The 22660-nt window shown below is 40.0% G+C and carries 17 protein-coding genes; 3 read left to right on the forward strand and 14 right to left on the reverse strand.

All coding sequences use genetic code 11. From position 1 onward, the window contains the following. Nucleotides 1–46: 46 nt before the first annotated feature. From D1B33_RS04960 to D1B33_RS04980, 5 genes are all read right to left on the reverse strand, one after another. Complete coding sequence (locus D1B33_RS04960; RefSeq protein ID WP_118875274.1) at nucleotides 47–301, reverse strand: hypothetical protein; 255 nt, start codon at nucleotides 299–301, stop codon at nucleotides 47–49. A gap of 182 nt (nucleotides 302–483) precedes the next feature. Then, entirely contained in the window at nucleotides 484–2694 is a 2211-nt protein-coding gene (locus tag D1B33_RS04965) for a 5'-nucleotidase C-terminal domain-containing protein (protein WP_233549393.1), read from the reverse strand. 237 nt (nucleotides 2695–2931) lie between these two features. After that, a complete protein-coding gene (gene acnA / locus D1B33_RS04970) occupies nucleotides 2932–5634 on the reverse strand; it encodes an aconitate hydratase AcnA (protein WP_118875275.1) in 2703 nt (900 codons plus the stop codon). Nucleotides 5635–5850: 216 nt separating this feature from the next. Continuing rightward, on the reverse strand, nucleotides 5851–6405 hold the full coding sequence (locus tag D1B33_RS04975; protein WP_118875276.1) for a hypothetical protein: 555 nt from the start codon (nucleotides 6403–6405) through the stop codon (nucleotides 5851–5853). 18 nt (nucleotides 6406–6423) lie between these two features. Further along, the gene (locus tag D1B33_RS04980) at nucleotides 6424–7257 is read right to left on the reverse strand and encodes a DUF2785 domain-containing protein (protein ID WP_118875277.1); all 834 of its coding nucleotides are present in this window, start codon (nucleotides 7255–7257) and stop codon (nucleotides 6424–6426) included. A 204-nt stretch (nucleotides 7258–7461) separates the two neighbouring features. On the opposite strand from D1B33_RS04980, the gene D1B33_RS04985 reads away from it, so the two are divergent. Both D1B33_RS04985 and yfkAB read left to right on the forward strand, forming a co-directional pair. Beyond that, nucleotides 7462–9384, forward strand: coding sequence for a right-handed parallel beta-helix repeat-containing protein (locus D1B33_RS04985; protein ID WP_118875278.1), 1923 nt, complete (start codon nucleotides 7462–7464; stop codon nucleotides 9382–9384). Between the two features lie 252 nt (nucleotides 9385–9636). Continuing rightward, nucleotides 9637–10746 (forward strand): radical SAM/CxCxxxxC motif protein YfkAB, encoded by a 1110-nt coding sequence (gene yfkAB / locus D1B33_RS04990; RefSeq protein WP_118875279.1) that lies wholly within the window; start codon nucleotides 9637–9639, stop codon nucleotides 10744–10746. Between the two features lie 29 nt (nucleotides 10747–10775). Here the strand turns inward: yfkAB and D1B33_RS04995 are convergent, their stop codons facing one another. Continuing rightward, entirely contained in the window at nucleotides 10776–12038 is a 1263-nt protein-coding gene (locus D1B33_RS04995) for a helix-turn-helix domain-containing protein (protein WP_158582917.1), read from the reverse strand. A 197-nt stretch (nucleotides 12039–12235) separates the two neighbouring features. On the opposite strand from D1B33_RS04995, the gene D1B33_RS05000 reads away from it, so the two are divergent. After that, a complete protein-coding gene (locus D1B33_RS05000; RefSeq protein WP_118875281.1) occupies nucleotides 12236–13534 on the forward strand; it encodes an MFS transporter in 1299 nt (432 codons plus the stop codon). Between the two features lie 66 nt (nucleotides 13535–13600). Here the strand turns inward: D1B33_RS05000 and D1B33_RS05005 are convergent, their stop codons facing one another. The 8 genes from D1B33_RS05005 to ilvB all read right to left on the reverse strand — a co-directional run bounded on the left by D1B33_RS05005 (nucleotide 13601) and on the right by ilvB (nucleotide 22275). After that, nucleotides 13601–13783 (reverse strand): hypothetical protein, encoded by a 183-nt coding sequence (locus D1B33_RS05005; protein WP_118875282.1) that lies wholly within the window; start codon nucleotides 13781–13783, stop codon nucleotides 13601–13603. Nucleotides 13784–13947: 164 nt separating this feature from the next. Continuing rightward, nucleotides 13948–14541, reverse strand: a complete 594-nt coding sequence (gene leuD / locus D1B33_RS05010; RefSeq protein ID WP_118875283.1) for a 3-isopropylmalate dehydratase small subunit — start codon at nucleotides 14539–14541, stop codon at nucleotides 13948–13950. A 19-nt stretch (nucleotides 14542–14560) separates the two neighbouring features. Further along, a complete protein-coding gene (leuC, locus tag D1B33_RS05015) occupies nucleotides 14561–15970 on the reverse strand; it encodes a 3-isopropylmalate dehydratase large subunit (RefSeq protein ID WP_118875284.1) in 1410 nt (469 codons plus the stop codon). Nucleotides 15971–15985: 15 nt separating this feature from the next. After that, complete coding sequence (gene leuB, locus D1B33_RS05020) at nucleotides 15986–17083, reverse strand: 3-isopropylmalate dehydrogenase (RefSeq protein ID WP_118875285.1); 1098 nt, start codon at nucleotides 17081–17083, stop codon at nucleotides 15986–15988. 245 nt (nucleotides 17084–17328) lie between these two features. Beyond that, nucleotides 17329–18879: a 2-isopropylmalate synthase gene (locus D1B33_RS05025; RefSeq protein WP_118875286.1), complete on the reverse strand. Its 1551-nt coding sequence runs from the start codon at nucleotides 18877–18879 to the stop codon at nucleotides 17329–17331. Beyond that, complete coding sequence (gene ilvC / locus D1B33_RS05030; RefSeq protein WP_118875287.1) at nucleotides 18879–19892, reverse strand: ketol-acid reductoisomerase; 1014 nt, start codon at nucleotides 19890–19892, stop codon at nucleotides 18879–18881. The genes D1B33_RS05025 and ilvC overlap by 1 nt, the downstream gene beginning before the upstream one ends. Nucleotides 19893–19990: 98 nt before the next feature. Then, nucleotides 19991–20506 carry an acetolactate synthase small subunit gene (gene ilvN / locus D1B33_RS05035; protein WP_118875288.1) on the reverse strand — a complete coding sequence of 172 codons (516 nt, stop codon included), beginning with the start codon at nucleotides 20504–20506 and terminating at the stop codon, nucleotides 19991–19993. Further along, complete coding sequence (gene ilvB / locus D1B33_RS05040; protein ID WP_118875289.1) at nucleotides 20503–22275, reverse strand: biosynthetic-type acetolactate synthase large subunit; 1773 nt, start codon at nucleotides 22273–22275, stop codon at nucleotides 20503–20505. Before ilvB ends, ilvN begins: the two co-directional genes overlap by 4 nt. Nucleotides 22276–22660: the final 385 nt, after the last annotated feature.

The raw sequence follows: 22660 nt of genomic DNA on the forward strand, positions 1-22660 counted from the left end.
AGAGGTTGTCCAGAACAAAAATCTGGGCAACCTCTTCTTTTCTTTATCAGTGACTGACATTGATGGTCTTCTTTACTTTAGTATGACGATCTTTTATATGATAGTATTTAATATTGCCGTTGATTAACTCCATAAAAAATTCAATTTCAGCGTGCTTGTAAATAGGCCATTTTGCTAGGGCTAATAATCCATGTGGAGGAGGAACTTGCTCTAGGCAATCTAAGATTTTTGGATTATTAAAGTTCAAGTAGAAATAATGGCCATCTTGAAACTTCGCCAATATACTGTATCTATTATCCATATACCCTCCCGATCATGTTAATCTTATATATCTATTTTATTAACTGTATGTAATAATTTCAATAAAAACTTCTAAACTATGTAAATCCTATCATATAGAGGCGAAATTTGCTTGATTTATTGCTTTTCATAAAAAATAGGCTGAATCTACCGCTTAAGGTGAATTCAGCCTAAAAGAAATCATTATTTAGCTACGTCAACGATGCGACCTTCAATTGTTGGCTTAATCGTTTTGATGGATTCTAAATGTTCTTTAAAGTTTTCCCAATCCGATAAGCCTAAATCCGTAACGCGGCCTTCTTCATATACTTTCGCAAAGACATCATAGCCATCTCCGCCTTTGGCAGTGAACGCATTTGTAGCGATTGTATAAGTAGCTTGGTCATCGATTTCAACAGCTTCTCCTTGGTCATTTGTATAAGTAATGCTTACGATGCGTTCTCCGGCAGGTTTGGAAGAGTCAAATTTGACTTTTATTCCTTTGGAAACATGCAAAAATCCACCGTTTTCTTTCGGATAAGTGCCAACACTGATTTCAAATGCTTCTTTCAATTCGGCACCAGTCAGATCCATCAATGCCAGTGTATTGGCAAAAGGCAGTACAGTAATGACTTCCGAAACAGTGATTGGTCCTTCATCTATTGCCGCGCGAATTCCCCCACCGTTTTGAACAGCCATGATTACCTTCTTGTCTGTGTAATCCTGAGCTTTTGTAACCATACCGTCAGTAATCAAGTTACCTAAAGCCGTCTCGTTTTTGCGAACGCTCAATTGTTCCGTATTCCCTTCGTCTGAAATACGCGGGTTCACTAAAGCAGCCGTTGTGCTTGCATTGATTTGGGTATTTCCTAATTTCTCAACCTGCTCTTTATAAGGAGCCAACAGTTGAAGCGCTTGTTGGTCATCGGTATATTTTCCTAATTCCAGCAATTCGCCTTGGTGGCTCACAATCACGCCTTTTTCGTCAAACGCTACATCCAATGTTCCTAGATGACTGCTGGCATTCGCTGCTTGGACAATTAATGTTGTCTCTTTGGCTTGTCCTTGCGCATTTTTGTCTATTACATAGGGTTCCTTTAGTCTTGTGTGGGAATGTCCACCAACGATTACGTCAATGCCTTCCACATTTTGAGCCAAAAGGATATCATTATCCACTGCAGGGTTATCGTCAAATCCAATGTGGGTAAGTGCGATAATTTTGTCGACACCCATACCTTCAAACGCTTTTACCGCTTTTTCTGCTTCTTCAATATAATTTTCAAATTCAATGCTGCCCGGAGAAGAGAGATCAGCCGTTTCTGCTGTCGTTAACCCGAAAATCCCCACTTTTTCGCCATTTACTTCTTTCACGATTCCATTATAAATTTTACCGTTCTCTGGTTCGCTTGAGATTAAATCGCTGAATAAACCTGTAAACTGTTTGTCCCCAGAAAAATCAACGTTTGCTGATACGAATGGGAATTTGGCAGCTTTTATAAAATCAACTAGAGCTTTGTGCCCTTCTGGCGAAGAACCGCCATCAAACTCATGGTTGCCGAATGTCATGGCATCATATTGCATGTAGTTCATGAAAGCCACATCTGCTTGCCCTTTAAATTCATTGTAGTATAAAGTACCCGTGTTAGCGTCTCCAGCGTCTAATAACAAAGCATCTGGATTTTCTGCACGGACTTCCTTCACCGCTGTTGCACGCTTTGGAGCCATTTCAATTTGACCATGCGTATCATTCGAATGCATGATTGTTAAGTTGAAAGCACCATCGGAATCATTTGGGAGTTCTAAAGCACGCGCCAAAAACGTTGCCGCTTGTCCTCTTGTCACGAATTTTGCAGGAGAAAAGGAGCTGGCCGTCGTACCTGTAGTAATCCCATAATCGTAAAGTGCTTTTATTTCGTTAGCATACTTTGCTACGTCTTTAAATGGCAATGCTTCATCATTTTTCGGCTGAAGATTTAAAGCGGAAGAAAGCATTAGAGCGAAATGCTCACGCGAAATTTTTTCATTTGGTTTAAAAGTATGGTCAGAATAACCCTTAATGATATTTGCTTCTTTTAATGCGGCAATCGCACCGAAAGAGTCCTTTGCTTTAGGTACATCTTTAAACCCTGGATCTTGAACGTTTTTTGTATCCAATTTCAGGATATTGGCAAGCATAATTGCAACCTGTCCACGTGTTACGCCGGCTTCAGGTTTGTATGTACCATCCGGAAAACCTTTAATTATTCCTAAATCTGCTAGTTTAATAATATGTTCTGAGTATGGATGTGATGAAGAAACATCAGAAAATGAGGCTGCTGCTTCAGTTTGCATTGGGGTAACAATCAATACGGATGATGCCAGTGCAGTAGTAGTAGCTGTGGCTAAAAAGATTTTGCCGTTCTTGGATAATTTCATTAGGATAAAACCTCCGACAATCGAATTATTAATATTTTTAATACAACATTATATTAATCTATAGCATTGTAAAAATCTATTAAGGGCATGTAAATTTATTGTTAGATTACCATTCTTTAAAAACCTATTTAATGCCTTTTTTAAAAGCAAGATACAGCGTCATACCCTCTCCTGAATGAACAAAAAAGTAAAGGCCGACCCAAAAACATGAGTTTTGGGCCAGCCTCTTTGTGCAAATTATTCAGCTGCTTTCGAGCGAAGAACCATTTGCAGGATACCACCGTTACGGTAGTAGTCTACATCTACTTCAGAGTCGAAACGAGCAAGAGCTTTAAATTCTTTTACTGTTCCATCTTCCGCTTTAGCAGTTACTGTTAAAATATCACGTGGTTTTACATCATCTGTAAGGTTAACAGAGATTTCTTCTCTACCAGTCAAGCCTAAAGAATCTGCGCTTTCACCTGGCATGAATTGAAGTGGCAATACACCCATCATCACAAGGTTTGAACGGTGGATACGCTCATAGCTTTGTGCGATTACTGTTTTGATGCCCAATAAGAATGTACCTTTAGCAGCCCAGTCACGGGAAGAACCCATACCATAGTCGTTACCTGCTAAAACTACTAATCCAGTACCTTGTTCTTGGTATTTCATCGCTGCATCGTAAATGTACTCTACTTCGCCTGTTGGCCAGTAAGTTGTGAAGCCACCCTCTGTACCAGGAGCAACTTGGTTGCGGATACGGATGTTCGCAAATGTTCCGCGCATCATCACTTCATGGTTACCACGGCGAGAACCGTAAGAGTTGAAGTCACGAATCGCTACACCATTTTCTTGCAAATATTTACCTGCTGGTGTATCTTTGCCGATTGCACCTGCTGGTGAAATGTGGTCAGTTGTAATAGAGTCGCCAAATTTAGCGATTACGCGCAATCCAGAAAGACCTTGGATTGGTTGCGGCTCTTTAGAAAGACCAGTAAAGAATGGTGGGTTTTGGATGTAAGTTGAATTTTCATCGAATGTATATAAAGAATCCGTTGATGTTTCAATTTCATTCCATTTTTCGTTTGAAGTAAATACTGTTGCATATTCTTTTTGGAATAATTCACGAGTAACTACTTTATTCAATACTTCATTTACTTCTTCTGTTGTTGGCCAAACGTCAGCAAAGAATACATTGTTGCCATCTTTGTCTGTACCGATTGCATCTCTTTGAAGGTCGATATCAACTGTACCAGCCAATGCATAAGCCACAACAAGTGGCGGTGATGCCAAGTAGTTTGCTTTTACAAGTGGGTGTACACGGCCTTCGAAGTTACGGTTACCGGAAAGTACAGAAGTTACGAATAAATCTTTATCTTTGATCGCTTCTTCGATTTCTGGAAGCAATGGACCGGAGTTACCGATACATGTTGTACAACCATAACCTACTGTATTGAATCCGATTTGATCCAAGTAGCTTTGCAAGCCAGAATCTTCAAGGTAGCCAGTTACTACTTTTGAACCTGGTGCCAAAGATGTTTTTACCCATTTTGGTGGTTGGATTCCTTTTTCAACCGCTTTTTTAGCAACTAGACCAGCAGCTAAAAGAACGTATGGGTTGGATGTATTTGTACAAGAAGTAATTGCAGCGATTGCAACCGCACCTGTAGGCATTTCTACATCGCCATCTGCAAATTTGATTGTAGATGTTTTTGCAAATTCATCTTCTGTTAAACCGAAACCTTGTACGCCCATAGGAGCAGTAACTGCTTCATGGTAGCGCGCTTTCATTTCTGAAAGTGGAATCAAGTCTTGTGGACGTTTTGGACCAGAAAGGTTTGGTTCGATTTCTTCTAATTTAATTTCCAATACGTCAGTATAAACCGGCTCTAATGTTGGATCAAAGAATAGGTTGTTCGCTTTTAAGTAAGCTTCTACAACCGCAATATGCTCTTCATCACGGCCAGTTAAACGCATGTAGTTTAATGATTCTTCATCAATTGCGAAGTATCCGCAAGTAGCACCATATTCAGGAGCCATGTTTGAAATTGTAGCGCGGTCAGCCAATGGCAGCTTGGATACGCCTGGGCCGAAGAACTCTACGAATTTACCAACTACGCCGCGTTGACGCAATACTTGTGTTACTTTTAAAGCCAAGTCAGTTGCAGTAGCGCCATTTGGAAGTTCGCCAGTTAATTTAACGCCGATTACTTCTGGAATTGTGAAGTATGAAGCTTGACCTAACATACCTGCTTCTGCTTCAATACCACCAACACCCCATCCTAGAACGCCGATCCCGTTGATCATTGTTGTATGAGAGTCAGTACCAACTACTGAATCAGGGAATGTTTCAAATGTGCCGTCTTCATTTTCTTTCACGTGAACAACTGGTGCTAAATACTCCAAGTTAACTTGGTGTACGATACCAGTTGCTGGAGGAACCGCACGGAAGTTATCGTATGCAGTTTGAGCCCATTTTAAGAAGTTGTAACGTTCTGCGTTGCGTTCGAACTCAAGGTCCATGTTAGCTTGCAATGCAGAAGCATTACCGTATTTGTCAACTTGTACTGAGTGGTCAATTACTAGGTCAACCGGAATCTCAGGGTTGATTTTATTTGGATCTCCGCCTAGCTCTTTCATAGCTGAACGTAAAGCTGCTAAGTCAACTACTACCGGAACCCCAGTGAAGTCTTGTAATACTACGCGTGATGGTTTGAATGGTACTTCACCTTCCGGATTAGCACCCGCACCAAATTTAGCTAGATTGTTTACATGCTCTTCTTTAATTACATAGTTATCATATTGACGCAATACAGATTCTAGTAATACTTTAATTGAGTATGGTAGGCGTGATACGTTTGCTACGCCTGCTTCTTCAATTGCAGCTAAGCGGTAAAAATTATACGTTTTACCGTTTACTTCAAAAGAAGAGCGGCTGTTGTGTAAGTTGCTTGCCATTTGTGTACTCCCCCTAGTTAAGAATTGAAAGGCTTACAAAGCTTTTCTCCATATATTATCTTATCTGATATTTATACATAAGTAAATTACATTAATATTATCTTTTGTGATAAGTTATTTTTATGACCTAGCAATTTACTATGTTTATAACAGTTGCCAAATAAGAGTGGACATGGAACATTTTGATAAGTTTCTTCTACTTGTCTACCCGCTTTTTTAAATAGATAACTCACTCAAGGAAGAATTGTTTTTATCCAATACTTTTATAATATAAAGTTCTGCATCCTTCAGTTTCGATAAATCTATATACCAGATTTCATAGTTCTCAACTTGATAGTTTGCAATTTGTTCTTCAGATAAACTCGATAAAGGTAGCAGTTCAGCCTTTTCGCTATTGACCGTTACGGATACTCCCCCGTTCGGCTTAATCAGCCCAAATAATATTTCGCCATCCGAATAGGCACTGGTGATTTTATCGTCTTCAAGTGGATCGGGCAGCGGCGAATAAGCCCCTTTCCCGGATGTCCATCCTTTCAAATTCTTTGTGACACTTCCCGTTCCAAAATAATTGCCATTCGATAAGAAGAAATATCTTTGTTCTTTTTCGCTCTTGGGTCCTTCAATCCATTCATACTTTGCATCGGTCGGCAAAGCCTCTTCTGGTGTTTTTTTGCCATCCCCGCCAAATGCAGCCAAGCAGAAATAATAGCCAAAACCAATTGCAACCATCAATGCAGCAATTAAAAATATACGCAAAAATCGTTGTTTCATTCTCTTCCCCCTCTTACTCTATTGTTTCATCCATTTTGCAATGAACAATGAGACAATCGCTTGTAATTCCGGAGATTTTCTAGAAAATTTCAATGTAAAGTATAAGGTTTTCATAAAATGGAGCGTATTTGTTCTTGCGGTAAAATAGTCGCGTGTATAGCCGACTTCCATCAAATAGAATTGTAATTTATCAAACACTTGCTCAATCCATTCGATCAATATTTCTTCCGGAAAATCCTTTGATAATAAGCTTTCGATGATTGCAACAAGCCGTTCCTCCTCGTCATCTACATAGACGGAACCTTTCCAAAAAGATTCCTTGATTCCCTGTAAAAGAATCGGTGCAAACCGGCTTTCAAAGGAAGGATGTGCAACAATGCTGGCTGATAGATCCGCACCGTGGGCAATTGCATGCGACCAGCCTTTTTCACCACCCACAAATCCGCGAATATCCTTTTCTTTCATTAAATAGGAAACACTTTGTTCCAGCAATTCTATTGCTTGTTCCCGTGATAAAAAACGCAATTGGCGATCGGCATTCAGCAAATTGCTTAGCCAAAGGGCTGAAAAAGACCTTGTAAAAACATGGTCATTATCCCTGTCTCCAATTTCATGATAAAGATAATTTTCGCCTTTTAATGTATTTGCTACATGAGCCATTTGTTCATTGGTGAATAATTGACCCGATAATAGTTCGATAAATAACCGGTAATTTAGTTTATCCCGCAGTTCTTCATCCGGATTGCCGATTTCCCTAAGCATGAGATCGATTAATCCCTGGCCATGATCCTTCAAATAGATTTGACGTTCTTTGTCATTTTTATTTAGCAGTTCCAAAAATACAGCTTTCAAAAAATAAATCCCCCTTCAATTGGCATAAGCTTTGGTAGATTCATTGTAAACTTCTCGCTTGGTTTTAGCAAAAAAGCAAATTGCCCCTGAATAACTAAAAGGGTTCTGCCTTTGCTTTTAGAAAGATTTGTAAGAATACGATTAAGATTTGAATTTTTTACTGACAATAGGAATAGTGATTGTTTAGATGGAGGTGGCCGCTTAATGGCTGTAGTTCGACTGTTTGCAAAGTTTTTCTCAAAGAAGAACACGATTCAAAAAGCCATTCAATTTTCCAAAGCCGGAAACTTAATTCAATTAAAAGCGAAAAATTATAAGGAATCGATTCATTTCGATAAAAACATGGTGCTCGCCGGAGATATATATGAAGAAACCAGGTTGGAAGGATTAATTATTGTACCTAAAAACGTGTCCGTAACCTTTCAAAACTTGACAATCTCCCCTACCGCCCAGATGTATATCGAAGGAGAAGTGGTTTTGCAGAACTGTTTCTTCATTGGGGGGAAAAATGATGTTCACGTAACGGTGGATAACGGAAAAATGAACGCCTATAGTTGCCGGTTTGAACAAGCAAAGGAAATGGCCGTTTCCATTATCAATAATAGCAAGGCCATTTTTGAAAATTGCACCTTTGAGCACAATGGGAAAGTACAGATTTTGGTTGAATCTTCGCAGGTTTGCATTGAAAAAAGCGAATTTTCCCATGCAAAGCACGCTCTTTGCATCAAAAATGGATCATTTGTCCAAACGCGCAACCTTCATATGTACCACCATACAAGTGCACAAATCGTTGTAGAAGATTCTCGTTTTATTGATCATGAAAGTGTGATTGAATATGGGGATGGAATGGGGATTCATGTCTACCACGAAGGAGATGCTTCCTTGCAATCCACTGTATTGCAGCATAACAACCAAACTCAGCTTTGTGTGCAAAGAGGGATATTGACTGCAAGGAACTGCTCGATTTGGCAAGGAAAAGACGCCGGGATTTCCATTACCCAAAATGCGGAAATCCAGCTTTTCCACTGTGAAATCGGCCAACATAAAAAGACCAACATTGTCGTGTCCAAACATTCCAAGATGAATATTGAGCATTGCCGCATTTATGATGGCGAAAATTTCGGGCTGCAAATTGGTGATGGTTCGATTTTGAATTTAACGGAAACACATATTCGAGGAAATCGCTCATCACAAATCTCTCTATCCAATAAATCGATTCTTTCTATTAAAAGATGTTCGATCAAGGAAGGCTATCATGTTGGAATCTGCATTGAAGATCAGAGCAATTGTTCCATAGTTGAAAGCGATATTACCCATAACGCAAATTCTGCCATTACATTGTTCAAATCAGAATTATCTATCTTCCATTCAACAGTATCCGAAAATATCGGCAATGGGATATTGGCGATGTCCCAGTCAAAAGTAGAAGTGGACCAATGTCTATTTTCCACGAATGAAATGCCTCATATCGCCTGCAAATCCAATGTAGAAGTAGCGATTGTTCAGAGCAAACTGTTCAACGGAAAAAGTTTATTTATTGTCAATGAGTGTGAATTAACCGCGGTTGATTGCCAATTTTACGATAGTTTAAATGTGCAAATAGAAATTTGCGATTTATCAAATGCACGATTCGAACATTGCCAAATTTACAACGGCAAATCATATGGAGTCAAAGTACTTAGAAATTCAAGTCTCTTTTTAGAAGATAGTCAAATTTTCGGCCATGAGCTGTCCCAATTAGTCGTTAATGATAGTTCGGTGATTCTGAAGAACAGCGAATTATTTGACGGCAAACGGCACGCTTTATTTATACAAAATCATAGTGAAGTGTTTGCCACGGATTGTTTTATATCAAAACATGCCCACCATCAAGTCTGGATTGATTTTGAGTCGACCATCGAACTAACAGGCGTCCAAATGATGGACGGGGCCCTTACGGACATTTTCGCACAAAATCAATCGGCAGTTTTTATCACGGACAGTATCATTCGCAACAATAAATCACGCTTTAATGTGCAGGCTGTCAATTTTTCCAACATTGAAATACGAAGAACCGTCATCGAAAACAGTTACGGCGACGTATATTACAGTGAAAACCACAGTTATATAAAGCAGCTGGATACTTAGAAATGCGGAGAACATCCGTTCAGCCCCGACAATTGTTGGCCGACAAAAACGCAACATCGTGTTGCATATCGGCACTTGCACATCCTTGTGCGGAGGAGTCGAAACAATCGAGGGGCTGGGGTTCGCAGCTGGACAACTAGATAAGCTAAAACGCTACATTATTTTGGTTATCCTTCTAAAATGAACAAAATAGTTTTCGAATCGAGAATATTATGAGAGAATATTCCTTTGGAAAGGAAGATATCGAAGACTATGAAAACTTTAGAAAAGATGACCCCCAATTTCGATCCTTGGGAAGCTTATTTGGATATAGAACAATATGGGAAGTTAACACTTTCCAATATTGAATTTACAACCACTGTTTTATGCAATATGCGCTGTGCACACTGTGCTGTTGGCTACACGTTGCAAACGAAAGATCCAGCAGCGCTTCCGTTAGAGTTGATTCTAAAACGACTGGATGAAATTCCAACCTTAAGAACATTGAGCATTACGGGCGGCGAGCCGATGTTAAGCAAAAAATCGGTTGCCAATTATGTAAAGCCCATCTTGCAATACGCACACGAACGTGGCATCCGTACGCAAATGAACTCAAATCTTACCCTGGATGGCGAAAGATATTTGGAAATCGCACCTTACCTGGATGTTCTCCACATATCGCACAACTGGGGAACAGTAGAGGAATTTGTTGAAACTGGTTTTGCCATGATGGAAAGAAAACCCACTTTTGACCAGCGTGCCGCCCTTTTTGACCGAATGATTGAAAACTCCCGCATGCTTGCAGAGCAAGGAGTGATGGTTTCGGCTGAGACGATGCTGAATAAAAAAACCATTCCTTATATCGAACACATTCATCATCAAATTGTTCACGAAATGAAATGCGCGCGACACGAGGTGCATCCTATGTACCCATCCGATTTCGCTTCAAGCCTTACTTCCCTGACTTTGGAAGAAACACGGGATGCGATCAATCATTTGCTGGATATCCGCGATGAAAATACATGGATGCTGTTTGGTACACTTCCCTTCTATCCTTGCAGTATCAATGAGGACGACCGCGCGTTGCTAAAACGATTGCGCGAGGCCAAAAATGTCACAATGCGCAGCGATCCGGATGGCCGCTCAAGACTGAACGTGAATATTTTCAATGGGGATGTCATTGTAACGGATTTTGGCGACACACCTGCCCTTGGGAATATCCAAACGGATTCACTTCCTGATGTTTTCGATAAATGGATGGACACGGACCTGGCTAAATCGCTGAATTGCCACTGCCCGGCAGTAAAATGTCTGGGACCAAATGTTTTGGTGAAAAATATGTATTACAAAGACACACAATTCGTCAGTGGTTCAGTGAAATAATAGAAAGGGTTAAGTGGGTGCAACAATTCCTACTTAACCCTTTTTCCATATTGAATTTTTTCATAAGCTTCTTGAACAAATTTTTTATAAATGGAATTTGGAAACTCCGTTACCCCATGGTAAGCGAATAAAATCTCGCTTTTCGCAGCATCCCGATTACCAGTTTCATAGAAACATAAGGCGCGAACAGCAAAGCTTCTATACATGATCGATAAATCCAATGGATGATGGACATAAGGAGGAATCGTGAATGATTCGCTAATCTCAAGGGATTTTTTGAATTCATCCAACGCCCAGTAAGCATATGCTTCTTCCATATGGAATAAAAGTGCGAAATCAATCACCTCTTCTTCTGCCAACCCATCGAGAATTAAATATTTACTAAAGCCAGGTACTTTTTTGTAATCTTTTTCAATTATATTGGCAAAATGCGCATTGGCAAAAGCAAGCGTGCTGATCGCCATTTTATCCTCCGTGAAGTCTGCGTGCTGGGTTAATTTCATTAAATAGTAGCTGCTTTTTTCTTTATCACCTTGCCCAATTGCCTGAATGAGCGTAAAGCGATAAAAATCATCCATCCGATAATAAATTTTATGTTTATGGGCAATTTCCAGTGCCAACTCCAGATGCTTTTGCGTGTTAACAGGATCGTCAACTGCTGTGTAAAGAACCGTTAATAAATAATGCAAATCCAGCATAGCCATAAAGTCGATAAGGTGCCGATATGGCTGTATTTTTTGTTCGGCATCCTGCATGAACTGCAAAGCAATTTTATAGTCATTTCGGGTATAGGCCAACCCGCTCAAAAATGCATAACAATCAATCATTCGGCTATATGCATGGATTTTTTCGTAAAAACCAATCACATCAAACATGGTTAACTCTTCCTGCTCGCCATTCAAGATTGCATCAATTCTTGTAAAATAGTCGAGCAATCGAATTTCTTCGTATTTTTTCCCTTGAAGCTCCTCTTTTTTCCTTAAAATCTTTTCGCGCATTCGCACTAACTTTGCTTTCGCTTTTGGCTCATAAGGATGAAAAATCGACTTATATTGTTCTTCGATTTCCATCAAGAGAGTCCGAAGTTCTTCAATATCTCCATCATCAAGAAGATCACTAACGTCCACTCCTACCCTTTCGGCAATATACCGCAAGCTCTCCATTGACGGCTGCGCTTTGCCATTTTCAATCAAGCTTAGCATCCCTTTTGTTAGTCGGTCTCCCGCAACTTCAGCCAAAGTCATCTTTTTTCGCTTTCGAAATTGCTTGATTCTTTCACCAAGTGAATTCATGCAATCACCTCTCTCCATATTGTAACAATTATCTGAACAGTCGAACACGTTTTTAATTCTATTAAACTTACTACTTTCCATATCTCCCTTAATTTTTAAATTTTGTTTAATTATATTAAACTTTAATCTTGCACTTTACCAATATATGGAATAATATGTGTTTAATACTATTAAACTTTTAGGTGGGAGGCATCAATATGACTGAGGAATTTAAGCGAAAGAGGGCAACTTACCATTTGTACACCTTTTTATTTAGCAAGATGATTTCTTCCTTGGGAGCAAATGTCTACGCATTTGGGATGAGTATGTATATTTTATCAATTACCGGCTCAGCATTAAGTTTTGCGGCAAACTTGATTTTTTCGATTGTTCCACGAATGATCTTTTCACCAATTGCCGGAATTGTATCGGATCGTTTGCCAAAAAAGAAAATTGTGCTTATTGGGCAAGGCATTTCCATCTTTTCGATTACCGGATTACTGCTAATTAGTTTTTCCTCTGCGCTATCGATTGGAGCCATTTATGCAACAACGTTTTTCTATACAATCGGCAGTACTTTTTCAACCCTTGCTTTTTCTGCTTCTATAGCAAACTTGGTCGATCAAGAAAGAATTCAACGTGCCATGTCTTTCAATCAATTATCAATATCCCTTTCCGGTATTGGGGGACCGGTTATAGGCGGAATGTTATTCGGATTTGTATCGATGGAATCGTTCATTTTGATTAATGTCGTCTTATATGGGATTGCATTTTTATTGGATGCTTCCATGGATTTTGATTTGTATTCCAGCAAAACGATTAATTCGATAAAGGTAGAGTCAATGATTCAAAGCTTACAAAAAGGCATGGATTATATACGATCCAAACCTGCCCTATCTCGATTATTGCTCGTCGTGTTATGGTTAAATTTCTTTTTTTCAGCTGTTACTGTGGGAACGAACTATATTTTTGTGGAACGGTTGAAGATAGAGTATACATCTATCGGTTTTATTGAGGCAGCGGGAGCGATCGGCATGCTGTTTAGTTCCATCTATTTAGCTGTAATATCGACGATTCAATTCCCCCTCCTCTTCTCCAAACGAGCCATTTTGGGATTGTCGATATTAGTCAGTGGGATGTCACTCCCTTTATTCTTCAAGTTTTCAAGCTTATTCATTTTTCTCTATTACTCTGTGGTAATGTTTTTATTCGGCAGTTTATCCGTTTTCACGAATACGCCAATTGGGGTAATGCTGCAAAAAGATGTGGAGGAAAGTTACCGAGGACGCATTTTGGGGCTTATTGAAATGATGGCAATGGGGTTCATGCCCATTGGTTCATTGTTTTTTGGCCTGCTTTATGATTTGGTAGCTGCCCAAATAGTATTGCTTATTTGCAGCATTTTGCTAATTGTAATCACGTTGATTTTACTGCCTTCTTCATTCATTAGGGCCATTTATCCTCAAAATAAACAAAAATCTTTGCCCAATAGCGCTCAATTGGAAATGAAGAGATGATAATAAAGCAATAACTTAAGGGGTGTTTCGTAAGCAATAAAAAAGATAGCGCATGCTTCCCACCTGTTAAACTGCTTTTTTGTTTCGCTTCATATATCTATATAGACGCTCACAACTAATGAAGATTAAAACAACCATAGCAACACTATTAAATATCGTTTTGAAGGTATGGATTCCTTCTAAGTTATTAATCACCATCGCTGATATTATAAGAGCAAGAACAACGAAGTTTAAAATCTTATTATTCATAAATGGTTCACCTCCTATCGCATAATTTCTTTAATATTTAATTCCTTTTGTAAATATATTATATCACCACATTTATTCCTTACTTAAAAAGCAACAAAGTTTGCGAAAACAGCCTAAATAAAAAAAGTCGATTCACTCTGTTAAAAGAATGAATCGACTCCATCTTATTTAAATACAATACGTTTTTCTTCGAAAGCATTGATCTGGTCTTCATATTGGAAAGTGAGTGAAATCTCATCCCACCCGTTTAGAAGCATTTGCTTGTAATATGGATCAATGTTAAAGCTATATACTTTTCCGTCTGTTCCTGTTACAGTTTGAGCTTCCAAATTCACTTCCACGTCATATGGACCTTGCAAGCCTTTCGCCAAAATTTCATCGCACTCTGCTTCTGTTAATTTAATCGGTAAAATGCCGTTTTTAAAGCAGTTATTATGGAAAATATCCGCAAAACTTGGAGCAATGACCACGCGGAATCCATAATCCAGAATTGCCCAAGGCGCATGTTCACGGGATGAACCGCAGCCGAAGTTATCTTGTGCAACCAAAATTTGGGAGCCTTTATATTCCGGTTTATTTAAAACGAAATCAGGGTTCTCATTTCCCTGTTCGTCAAAACGCCAATGATAAAAAAGGAAACGACCAAAGCCCGTACGTTCTATGCGTTTTAAAAACTCTTTGGATATAATTTGGTCTGTATCGACATTTTTTCGATCCAATGGTGTAATGACACTATTTACAATATTAATTGGTTCCATTTTATTCACTCCTTAGCACTTATACTTCTTGCGTTACATATTTGCGTACGTCAACAAAGTGACCTTCAATAGCAGCAGCTGCTGCCATTGCCGGACTAACTAAGTGTGTACGCGCCCCGGCACCTTGACGGCCTTCAAAATTGCGGTTTGATGTAGAAGCACAACGCTCACCAGAAGGAATAATATCTTCGTTCATACCTAAACATGCAGAACATCCAGATTCACGCCATTCAAAACCAGCATCCAGGAAGATTTGATCCAAGCCTTCTTCTTCTGCTGCTTTTTTCGTTGACCAAGAACCAGGTACAACAATTCCTTTCACACCTGGTGCTATTGTTTTTCCTTTTACAATACTGGCAGCTGTACGCAAGTCTGATAGACGCGAGTTCGTACAAGAACCAATGAAGACATGTTGAATATCAATGGACGAAATCGGCTGGCCTTCTTCCAATCCCATATAGGCAAGCGCTTTTTGAAGAGCAGCTTTATCGGATTCCGATTCATAGTCGTTTGAAGTCGGAACTGTTTTGGAAACCCCTGTACCCATGGATGGGTTTGTACCCCATGTAACGATTGGCTCGATTTCATCAGCATCAATTTCCAATACTACGTCATATGAGCAATCCGCATCCGAAGCAAGACTTAGCCAATATTGTGCAGCTTGTTCGAAGTTTCCTTCGCTAGGTGCAAAACGGCGTCCACGCAAGAATTCAACCGTCGTTTGGTCCGGTGAAATTAGACCGGCTTTTGCACCAGCTTCGATGGACATATTACAAATAGTCATACGTTCTTCCATAGAAAGGTTACGAATCGCCTCACCCGTATACTCGACAATATGGCCTGTACCTATGCCAATTCCCCATTTTGCAATGATTGCCAAAATGATGTCTTTAGCGGAAACCCCGACACCCAACTTGCCGTTTACGCGAATTTCCATTGTAGGCGGCTTTGTTTGCCAAAGTGTTTGAGTGGAAAGTACATGCTCAACCTCGGAAGTACCAATACCAAAAGCCAGAGCGCCAAATGCTCCATGTGTGGACGTATGCGAGTCGCCGCAAACAATCGTTTTTCCTGGTTGTGTCAAACCAAGCTCCGGTCCAATAACATGGACAATTCCTTGATCAGGATGACCGATATCGGCAAGCTGTATACCAAACTCTTTTGCATTTTCGGCTAGAGTCATAATTTGCTTTTTCGCAATTGGATCATTGATGGTTGGCAGATTTTTAGTTGGTACGTTATGGTCCATCGTCGCAAAGCACAAGTCCGGTCGTCGTACTTTACGTCCAGCCAAGCGTAATCCTTCAAATGCTTGAGGAGATGTAACTTCATGTATTAAATGAAGATCAATGTAAAGCAAATCTGGTTTTCCTGTTTCTTCGTATACCACATGCGAATCCCAAATTTTTTCGATTATATTTTTAGCCATTATCTTCACCAATCCTTAAATATAAGATTCCATAATACTATCTGCAACGAAATTTGTATCAATTTCAGCAATTACTTTGTCTGTCCATTCATCTGTTGAAAGTGCGATGCCGCCATCTTTCACTAAGTCTGCAGTATAATGGCCATCTTCGAATACGGCATTTACTGCACGTTCAATTTCAGCTGCTTCTTCTTGCAAACCAAATGAATAATGAAGCATCATTGCAACAGAAAGAATTGTTGCTGCCGGATTTGCGATCTGTTGGCCGGCGATTTCCGGAGCAGAACCATGAACCGGCTCGTAAAGACCAAAACTATCGCTGCGAATGGAAGCGGAAGGCAGTACACCCAATGAGCCCGTAATTACCGATGCTTCATCGCTCAAAATATCACCAAACATGTTATCTGTTACCACTACATCATAATGGCCAGGATTTGTAATTAATTTCATCGCAACAGAGTCTACTAAATTATGTTCGACCGTTACATCTGAATAGTGTTCTTTTTTCTCTTCAACGATTTGTCGCCATAAACGGGAAGTTTCAAGAACATTTGCTTTATCAACTGAGCAAAGTCGTCCTCTGCGAACTCGTGCAAGCTCAAAAGCATTGTCTACGATTCTCTCAATTTCTTCGCGATTATAGATATTCAAATCACTTGCTTCGGTTTCGGAACGTTTTTTCTCCCCGAAATAAATACCGCCCGTTAACTCCCGAACAATCATCAAATCAACATTTTCAGCTACTTCGCGTTTCAATGGAGAAGCATCAAGCAAACTCGGGAATGCTTTTACCGGACGCAGGTTTGCATATAAGTCAAACACTTTACGAATTCGAAGCAAGCCTTTTTCCGGGCGCAATTCTGCCGGATTATTATCCCATTTCGGTCCTCCAACAGCCCCTAACAGAATAGCGTCACTTTGTTTGCACGTTTCGATAGTTTCTTCTGGCAGGGGATCTTGGAACTGATCGATAGCCGCCCCACCGATTGCAGCATATGCTAGTTGAAAATCATGGTTGTATTTTTTTGCAACAACTTTTAATACTCTTATTGCAGCTGCCACCACTTCTGGACCTATGCCATCACCGGGAAGTACTGTAATTTTCTTTTCCATCTGCAAAAACACCTTTCTTTCATGTTTTTAACGCTTATAGCGAAATTTCCGAAAATTGATTCTTAGCAATATTGCAAAAATTAATAATCTTTTATTCTAAGCTGCTTTTCTAATTGATTAAAGAAAGGCCACCAAAGAATTTCTTTGATGGCGTTTCCTTTGTTGATTTATTACTTTGCAAACAGCATATAAAAATCAATTTTAAGCCACCGTGAAGGTGTTTGTATGTTAAACATTCGAACTTTTTAAAGTTTCGCTTCCACTGGTTGTTTACCGCGGACGCTTTCCTGGATTAAATAACGGTTAATTGCATTTAGATAGGCTTTTGCCGTTGCTTCAAGAACATCCTGTGAAGCATCACGGCCAGTAGATGTAACCCCGTTGAAACGAAGATTTACAACCGCTTCTCCTAAAGCATCTCTTCCTTTTCCAACCGATTTCACTCGGAAGTCAAGGATGTTGACTGTGGCATTGACCAATTGTTCCAATGTATTGAAAATCGCTTCCACTGATCCAGCACCCGTTGCAGCCAATGTTTTAAGCTCGCCATCTGGAGTGATGACTGATGCAGTTGCAGTAGGAATATTTTCAGTCCCATAAGAAACTTGAACAGATTTTAGTTCATATAATGCTACATCTTCTATTGAAACTTGTTGTTCTGTTAGAAGAGTCATTAAATCTTCTTCATTGATTTCTTTTTTGCGGTCAGCCAACTTTTTGAATTCCTGGAAGGCTTTATTCAACTTATCATCCGATAACTCGAAGCCCATTTTTTCAGCGCGGTCACGGAATGCTGCACGACCGGAGTGTTTTCCTAAAACTAAAGGTACCTCGCCTTCACCGACAAGTTCAGGAGAAATAATCTCATACGTTTCTTTATGTTTTAGTACACCGTCCTGGTGGATTCCCGATTCATGGGCAAATGCATTTTTCCCTACTACCGCTTTATTTGGCTGAATCACTACACCCGTTAAACGGCTAACAAGTTGAGATGTGCGCTTAATTTCTTTAAGATTCAACCCAGTCTCGACTTGGTAGATATCTTTGCGGATATGCATCGCTACACCGATTTCTTCCAATGCCGCGTTTCCTGCACGTTCACCAATTCCATTGATCGTACATTCAACTTGGTCTGCACCATTTTGAATTGCAGCAATGGAATTCGCAACCGCCATTCCTAAATCATCGTGGCAGTGAGCCGAGAACTTCACTTTTTCCGAGCCGCGGACATTTTCCCGCAAGTATTTGAAAAGTTCACCATATTCTAGAGGTGAAGCGTATCCAACCGTATCCGGAACGTTAATTGTTGTAGCACCGGCTTCGATTACCTTTTCAATGATGCGAACTAAAAATTCACGATCAGAACGGAAGCCGTCTTCAGCAGACCATTGTACCAGCGGGAAGAATTTTTTCGCGTATTTTACCGCTTCTACCGCTTGTTCCAATACCTGGTCAGGCGATTTTTTTAATTTATATTCCATGTGGATTGGACTTGTGGCAAGGAAAACGTGAATATGTGGTTGTTCCGCCACTTTAATCGCTTCCCAGGTTGCATCGATGTCTTTTTGCACACAACGAGCAAGACCTGTAACAATTGAATTTTTCACTGTACCCGCAATTTTGTTGACTGCTTCGAAATCGCCGGGGCTTGAAGCAGGAAATCCTGCTTCAATGATGCTGACGCCTAGGCGTTCTAGTTGCTTTGCGATTTCGATTTTTTCTGCAGTATTTAAATTAATACCAGCCGACTGTTCTCCATCACGTAGCGTTGTATCGAATATATCAATCTTGCGCACTACTTGATCACCACTTTTTTCTTGCCTTCATTGATGAAAGGCATCATTTCACGTAATTTTGCTCCCACTTGTTCAATTTGATGTTCAGCACCCGCTTTTTTGTACTCATTGTAGCGTGGACGGCCAGTTTCGTTTTCTTTGATCCAGTCTTTCGCGAAAGTACCGTCTTGGATATCCGCTAATACTTCTTTCATGCGCGCTTTAACTGAAGCATCAATTAGACGTGGACCTGTTACATAGTCTCCCCACTCAGCAGTGTCTGACACTGAGTAGCGCATTGTTTCCATACCGCCTTCATAAATAAGGTCAACGATTAATTTTAATTCATGCAATGTTTCGAAGTAAGCCAATTCTGGTTGGTATCCAGCTTCCACTAATGTTTCAAAACCAGCTTTGATCAATTCTGTTGTACCGCCGCAAAGTACTGCTTGCTCACCGAATAAATCTGTTTCTGTTTCTTCTTTAAATGTAGTTTCAAGCATACCTGCACGTGCAGAGCCAATTCCTTTACCGTAAGCCAATGCAAGGTCACGAGCTTGACCAGTAGCATCTTGATAGATAGCGAATAATGCAGGAACTCCAGCGCCTTGTACGTAAGTACGACGAACTAAATGACCCGGGCTTTTTGGAGCTACCAAGAATACGTCAACATCAGCAGGTGGTACGATTTGGCCGTAGTTGATATTGAATCCGTGAGCGAACATCAACGCTTTGCCTGTTGTTAAATATGGAGCGATTTCTGCTTCATATACTTGTTTTTGTCTTTCATCCGGAAGCAAGATTTGGATAATGTCAGCTTCTTGAGCAGCTTCAGCAACTGATTTTACATCTAAACCGTCTTCTTTAGCTTGATCGAAAGATTTACCAGGACGTACACCTACTACTACGTCATAACCAGATTCTTTTAAGTTTAATGCGTGCGCATGGCCTTGAGAACCATAACCGATAATCGCAATTTTCTTTCCTTGTAAAGGTGCCTCGTTAATTTCGTTTTGATAGTACATTTTTGTCATTTTCATTTCCTCCTAAGATTGTGTTCTATTTTTATAATGTAGTAGATAACACATAAAACGCATTATCCAATATATACTAACTATCTTGTAAGACAAACTTACTTAAGAATAGAAAGTTGCGGTGTTTCAATTGGTTGTGTTTCACGGACGGATGCTGTTACGCCAGTTCGTGTTAACTCTTTAATGCCATATGGGCGAATCAACTCAATAAATGCATCGATTTTGTCCGGATGACCGACTACTTGATACGTTACAACATTTTTCGAAGTATCAATGATCTGCGGTCTGAATGGTTCTACAATGGCATTCATTTCATTTCTGAGATTAGCCGGCGATACTACTTTAATCAATGCCAGCTCCCTCAGGACAATCGATTTTTCAGAAATGTCATTTACCTTGAGAACATCGATTTGCTTGGATAATTGCTTAACCAATTGCTCAAGTTTGACTTCATCGGCTACTTGAACAACAAATGTCATTTTGGAAATGTTTGGTTGTTCTGTATGGCCGACCGTGATGGATTCAATATTAAATTGACGTTTCATCAAAAGGCCAGTTACTCGATTAAGTACGCCACTTTGATTTAGCACAGTTACCGTTATTACGCGTTTCAAAATTTCTTCACCCCTACAATATCATCAAGTGATTTTCCGGCTGGAACCATCGGATAAACATTTTCCAATTGTTTAACGCGTGCATCAATCACGACGGGTTCATCTGAATTTATAGCTTCTTCCAAAATCCCTTGTGCTTCATCCAATGTATTAATGCGGTAACCTTTAACTCCATAAGCTTCCGCCAATTTTACGAAATCCGGTTGAATCGGCATCAAGCTTTGAGAGTAGCGGCAATCATAGAATAGTTCTTGCCATTGACGTACCATTCCAAGGGCACCATTGTTAATGATTACAATTTTTACAGGCAGTTTGAACTCATTTAATAATGCAAGTTCCTGCAAAGTCATTTGGAAGCCGGCATCTCCAACAAAGGAAATCACTTTTTTATCCGGTTTGGCAAATTGTGCACCGATTGCTGCCGGGAATCCGAAGCCCATTGTTCCAAGTCCGCCAGATGTTACCCATTGATGATCATGATTTAATTTGTAATATTGCGCCGCCCACATTTGATGCTGCCCGACGTCCGTTGTTACTACGGCATCACCACTTGTGATGGAATGAACCATTTCAATGATTTGCTGCGGCAGGATTTCATTTTGGTCCTCATTGTACCAATATGGACAATCTGTTTGTTTTGCATATAGATAATCAAGCCACTCCGCTGCGTCAGGTCCTTGGAAATCTTTTTTCAGCAATGCTTTTAAAGCTTCTTTTGCATCTGCGACAATCGGGATATCCGTTGGGATGTTTTTACCGATTTCTGCAGGATCGATATCGATATGAACGATTTTTGCATTAGGTGCAAATAGCTTTGTATCGCCTGTCAGACGATCATCAAAACGTGCACCGATATTAATAATCAAATCCGATTTTTGGATTGCATCATTGGCAACCGCCGCCCCGTGCATCCCTGCCATGCCAAAGAAAAGTTCGTGTTGTCCGTGGATGCTTCCCAATCCAAGCAACGTATTAATAACAGGTAATTTATATTTTTCGACAAATTCAGTCAATTCCTGACGCGCATCTGCAAATAGAACACCGGCACCAGCTAAAACTAATGGTTTTTTTGCTTCCGTGATTGCCTGGATGGCTTTTTGAATTTGTAAATAATTCGGTTTTGTATTCGGCTGATAACCGGGCAAGTATATTTCTTCTTCCTTTTTCGCTTCCGCCAAAGCCTCTTCAAAAATCGTGGCGGAAATATTTTTCGGGAAGTCAATCAATACCGGACCCTTACGACCGCTATTCGCTATATGGAATGCTTCCTTTACAATTCGCGGTATATCATTAACATCTTGCACTTGATAGTTATGCTTCGTAATCGGTGTTGTAATTCCCATAATATCCGCTTCCTGGAAGGCATCCGAACCAATTACATCCGTTGCTACCTGACCTGTAAAGATGACTAATGGAATCGAGTCAATCATGGCATCCGCGATACCTGTTACGAGATTCGTTGCTCCCGGTCCACTTGTTGCAATGACAACCCCCGGTTTATTCAATACGCGAGCATACCCTTCCGCTGCGTGAATAGCCCCTTGTTCGTGTCTTGTTAAGATGTGGCGAATCGGATTTTTGTACATCGCATCGTATAAATGCAATACAGCACCTCCGGGATATCCAAAGACAATATCAACATCTTGATCATGTAGTGCTTGAATTAAAACGTCAGCACCGTTTCTCGGTTTATTATTTACTTCCGCAAGCGTTTGGGCAGTTGCATTTGCATCTGTTGTTTTTTCGCTTGTTGATACATTGGCAGCCATTTGTTAACTCCTCCCTTTAAAATCACAAATATTTGGACAATTTACATTTTCAATGAAATAAAAAAAGCCTTTTTCTCCAACGCAAACAAAACCTTTGCGTAGGGATGAAAAAGACTTTCATGGTACCACCCTTGTTCATAGCCAAAAAGCTACCTCGCGAATAGTGGGAATTACCAACCTTCAATGAACTTTTCAAATAATTTGAAAATTCAAAGTGCAACAAGGTTAGCACACTATTCATTAATAACGAGCATTTCGAATTATGCCCGGAGCTATCTAGTTGCTTGACGCGTTTAATAGCTCACTCCGAGGGGATGTCGGTTATAGTTGTATCATCGGCTTCCAGCAATGCCGACTCTCTGGTAGATACAAGACTCTATAACCT

Source organism: Ureibacillus yapensis (assembly GCF_003515775.1).
GTDB lineage: Bacteria > Bacillota > Bacilli > Bacillales_A > Planococcaceae > Ureibacillus > Ureibacillus yapensis.

What these genes read in the sequence shown, in the direction of transcription:
- D1B33_RS04985 (WP_118875278.1), top strand. Translation starts at nt 7,462, where the DNA reads ATGGCTGTAGTTCGACTGTTTGCAAAGTTTTTCTCAAAGAAGAACACG.
- D1B33_RS04965 (WP_233549393.1), bottom strand. Translation starts at nt 2,694, where the DNA reads ATGAAATTATCCAAGAACGGCAAAATCTTTTTAGCCACAGCTACTACT.
- ilvB (WP_118875289.1), bottom strand. Translation starts at nt 22,275, where the DNA reads ATGGCTGCCAATGTATCAACAAGCGAAAAAACAACAGATGCAAATGCA.
- D1B33_RS04975 (WP_118875276.1), bottom strand. Translation starts at nt 6,405, where the DNA reads ATGAAACAACGATTTTTGCGTATATTTTTAATTGCTGCATTGATGGTT.
- ilvC (WP_118875287.1), bottom strand. Translation starts at nt 19,892, where the DNA reads ATGACAAAAATGTACTATCAAAACGAAATTAACGAGGCACCTTTACAA.
- D1B33_RS05005 (WP_118875282.1), bottom strand. Translation starts at nt 13,783, where the DNA reads ATGAATAATAAGATTTTAAACTTCGTTGTTCTTGCTCTTATAATATCA.
- leuD (WP_118875283.1), bottom strand. Translation starts at nt 14,541, where the DNA reads ATGGAACCAATTAATATTGTAAATAGTGTCATTACACCATTGGATCGA.
- leuB (WP_118875285.1), bottom strand. Translation starts at nt 17,083, where the DNA reads ATGGAAAAGAAAATTACAGTACTTCCCGGTGATGGCATAGGTCCAGAA.
- yfkAB (WP_118875279.1), top strand. Translation starts at nt 9,637, where the DNA reads ATGAAAACTTTAGAAAAGATGACCCCCAATTTCGATCCTTGGGAAGCT.
- leuC (WP_118875284.1), bottom strand. Translation starts at nt 15,970, where the DNA reads ATGGCTAAAAATATAATCGAAAAAATTTGGGATTCGCATGTGGTATAC.
- acnA (WP_118875275.1), bottom strand. Translation starts at nt 5,634, where the DNA reads ATGGCAAGCAACTTACACAACAGCCGCTCTTCTTTTGAAGTAAACGGT.
- D1B33_RS05000 (WP_118875281.1), top strand. Translation starts at nt 12,236, where the DNA reads ATGACTGAGGAATTTAAGCGAAAGAGGGCAACTTACCATTTGTACACC.
- D1B33_RS04995 (WP_158582917.1), bottom strand. Translation starts at nt 12,038, where the DNA reads ATGAATTCACTTGGTGAAAGAATCAAGCAATTTCGAAAGCGAAAAAAG.
- D1B33_RS04960 (WP_118875274.1), bottom strand. Translation starts at nt 301, where the DNA reads ATGGATAATAGATACAGTATATTGGCGAAGTTTCAAGATGGCCATTAT.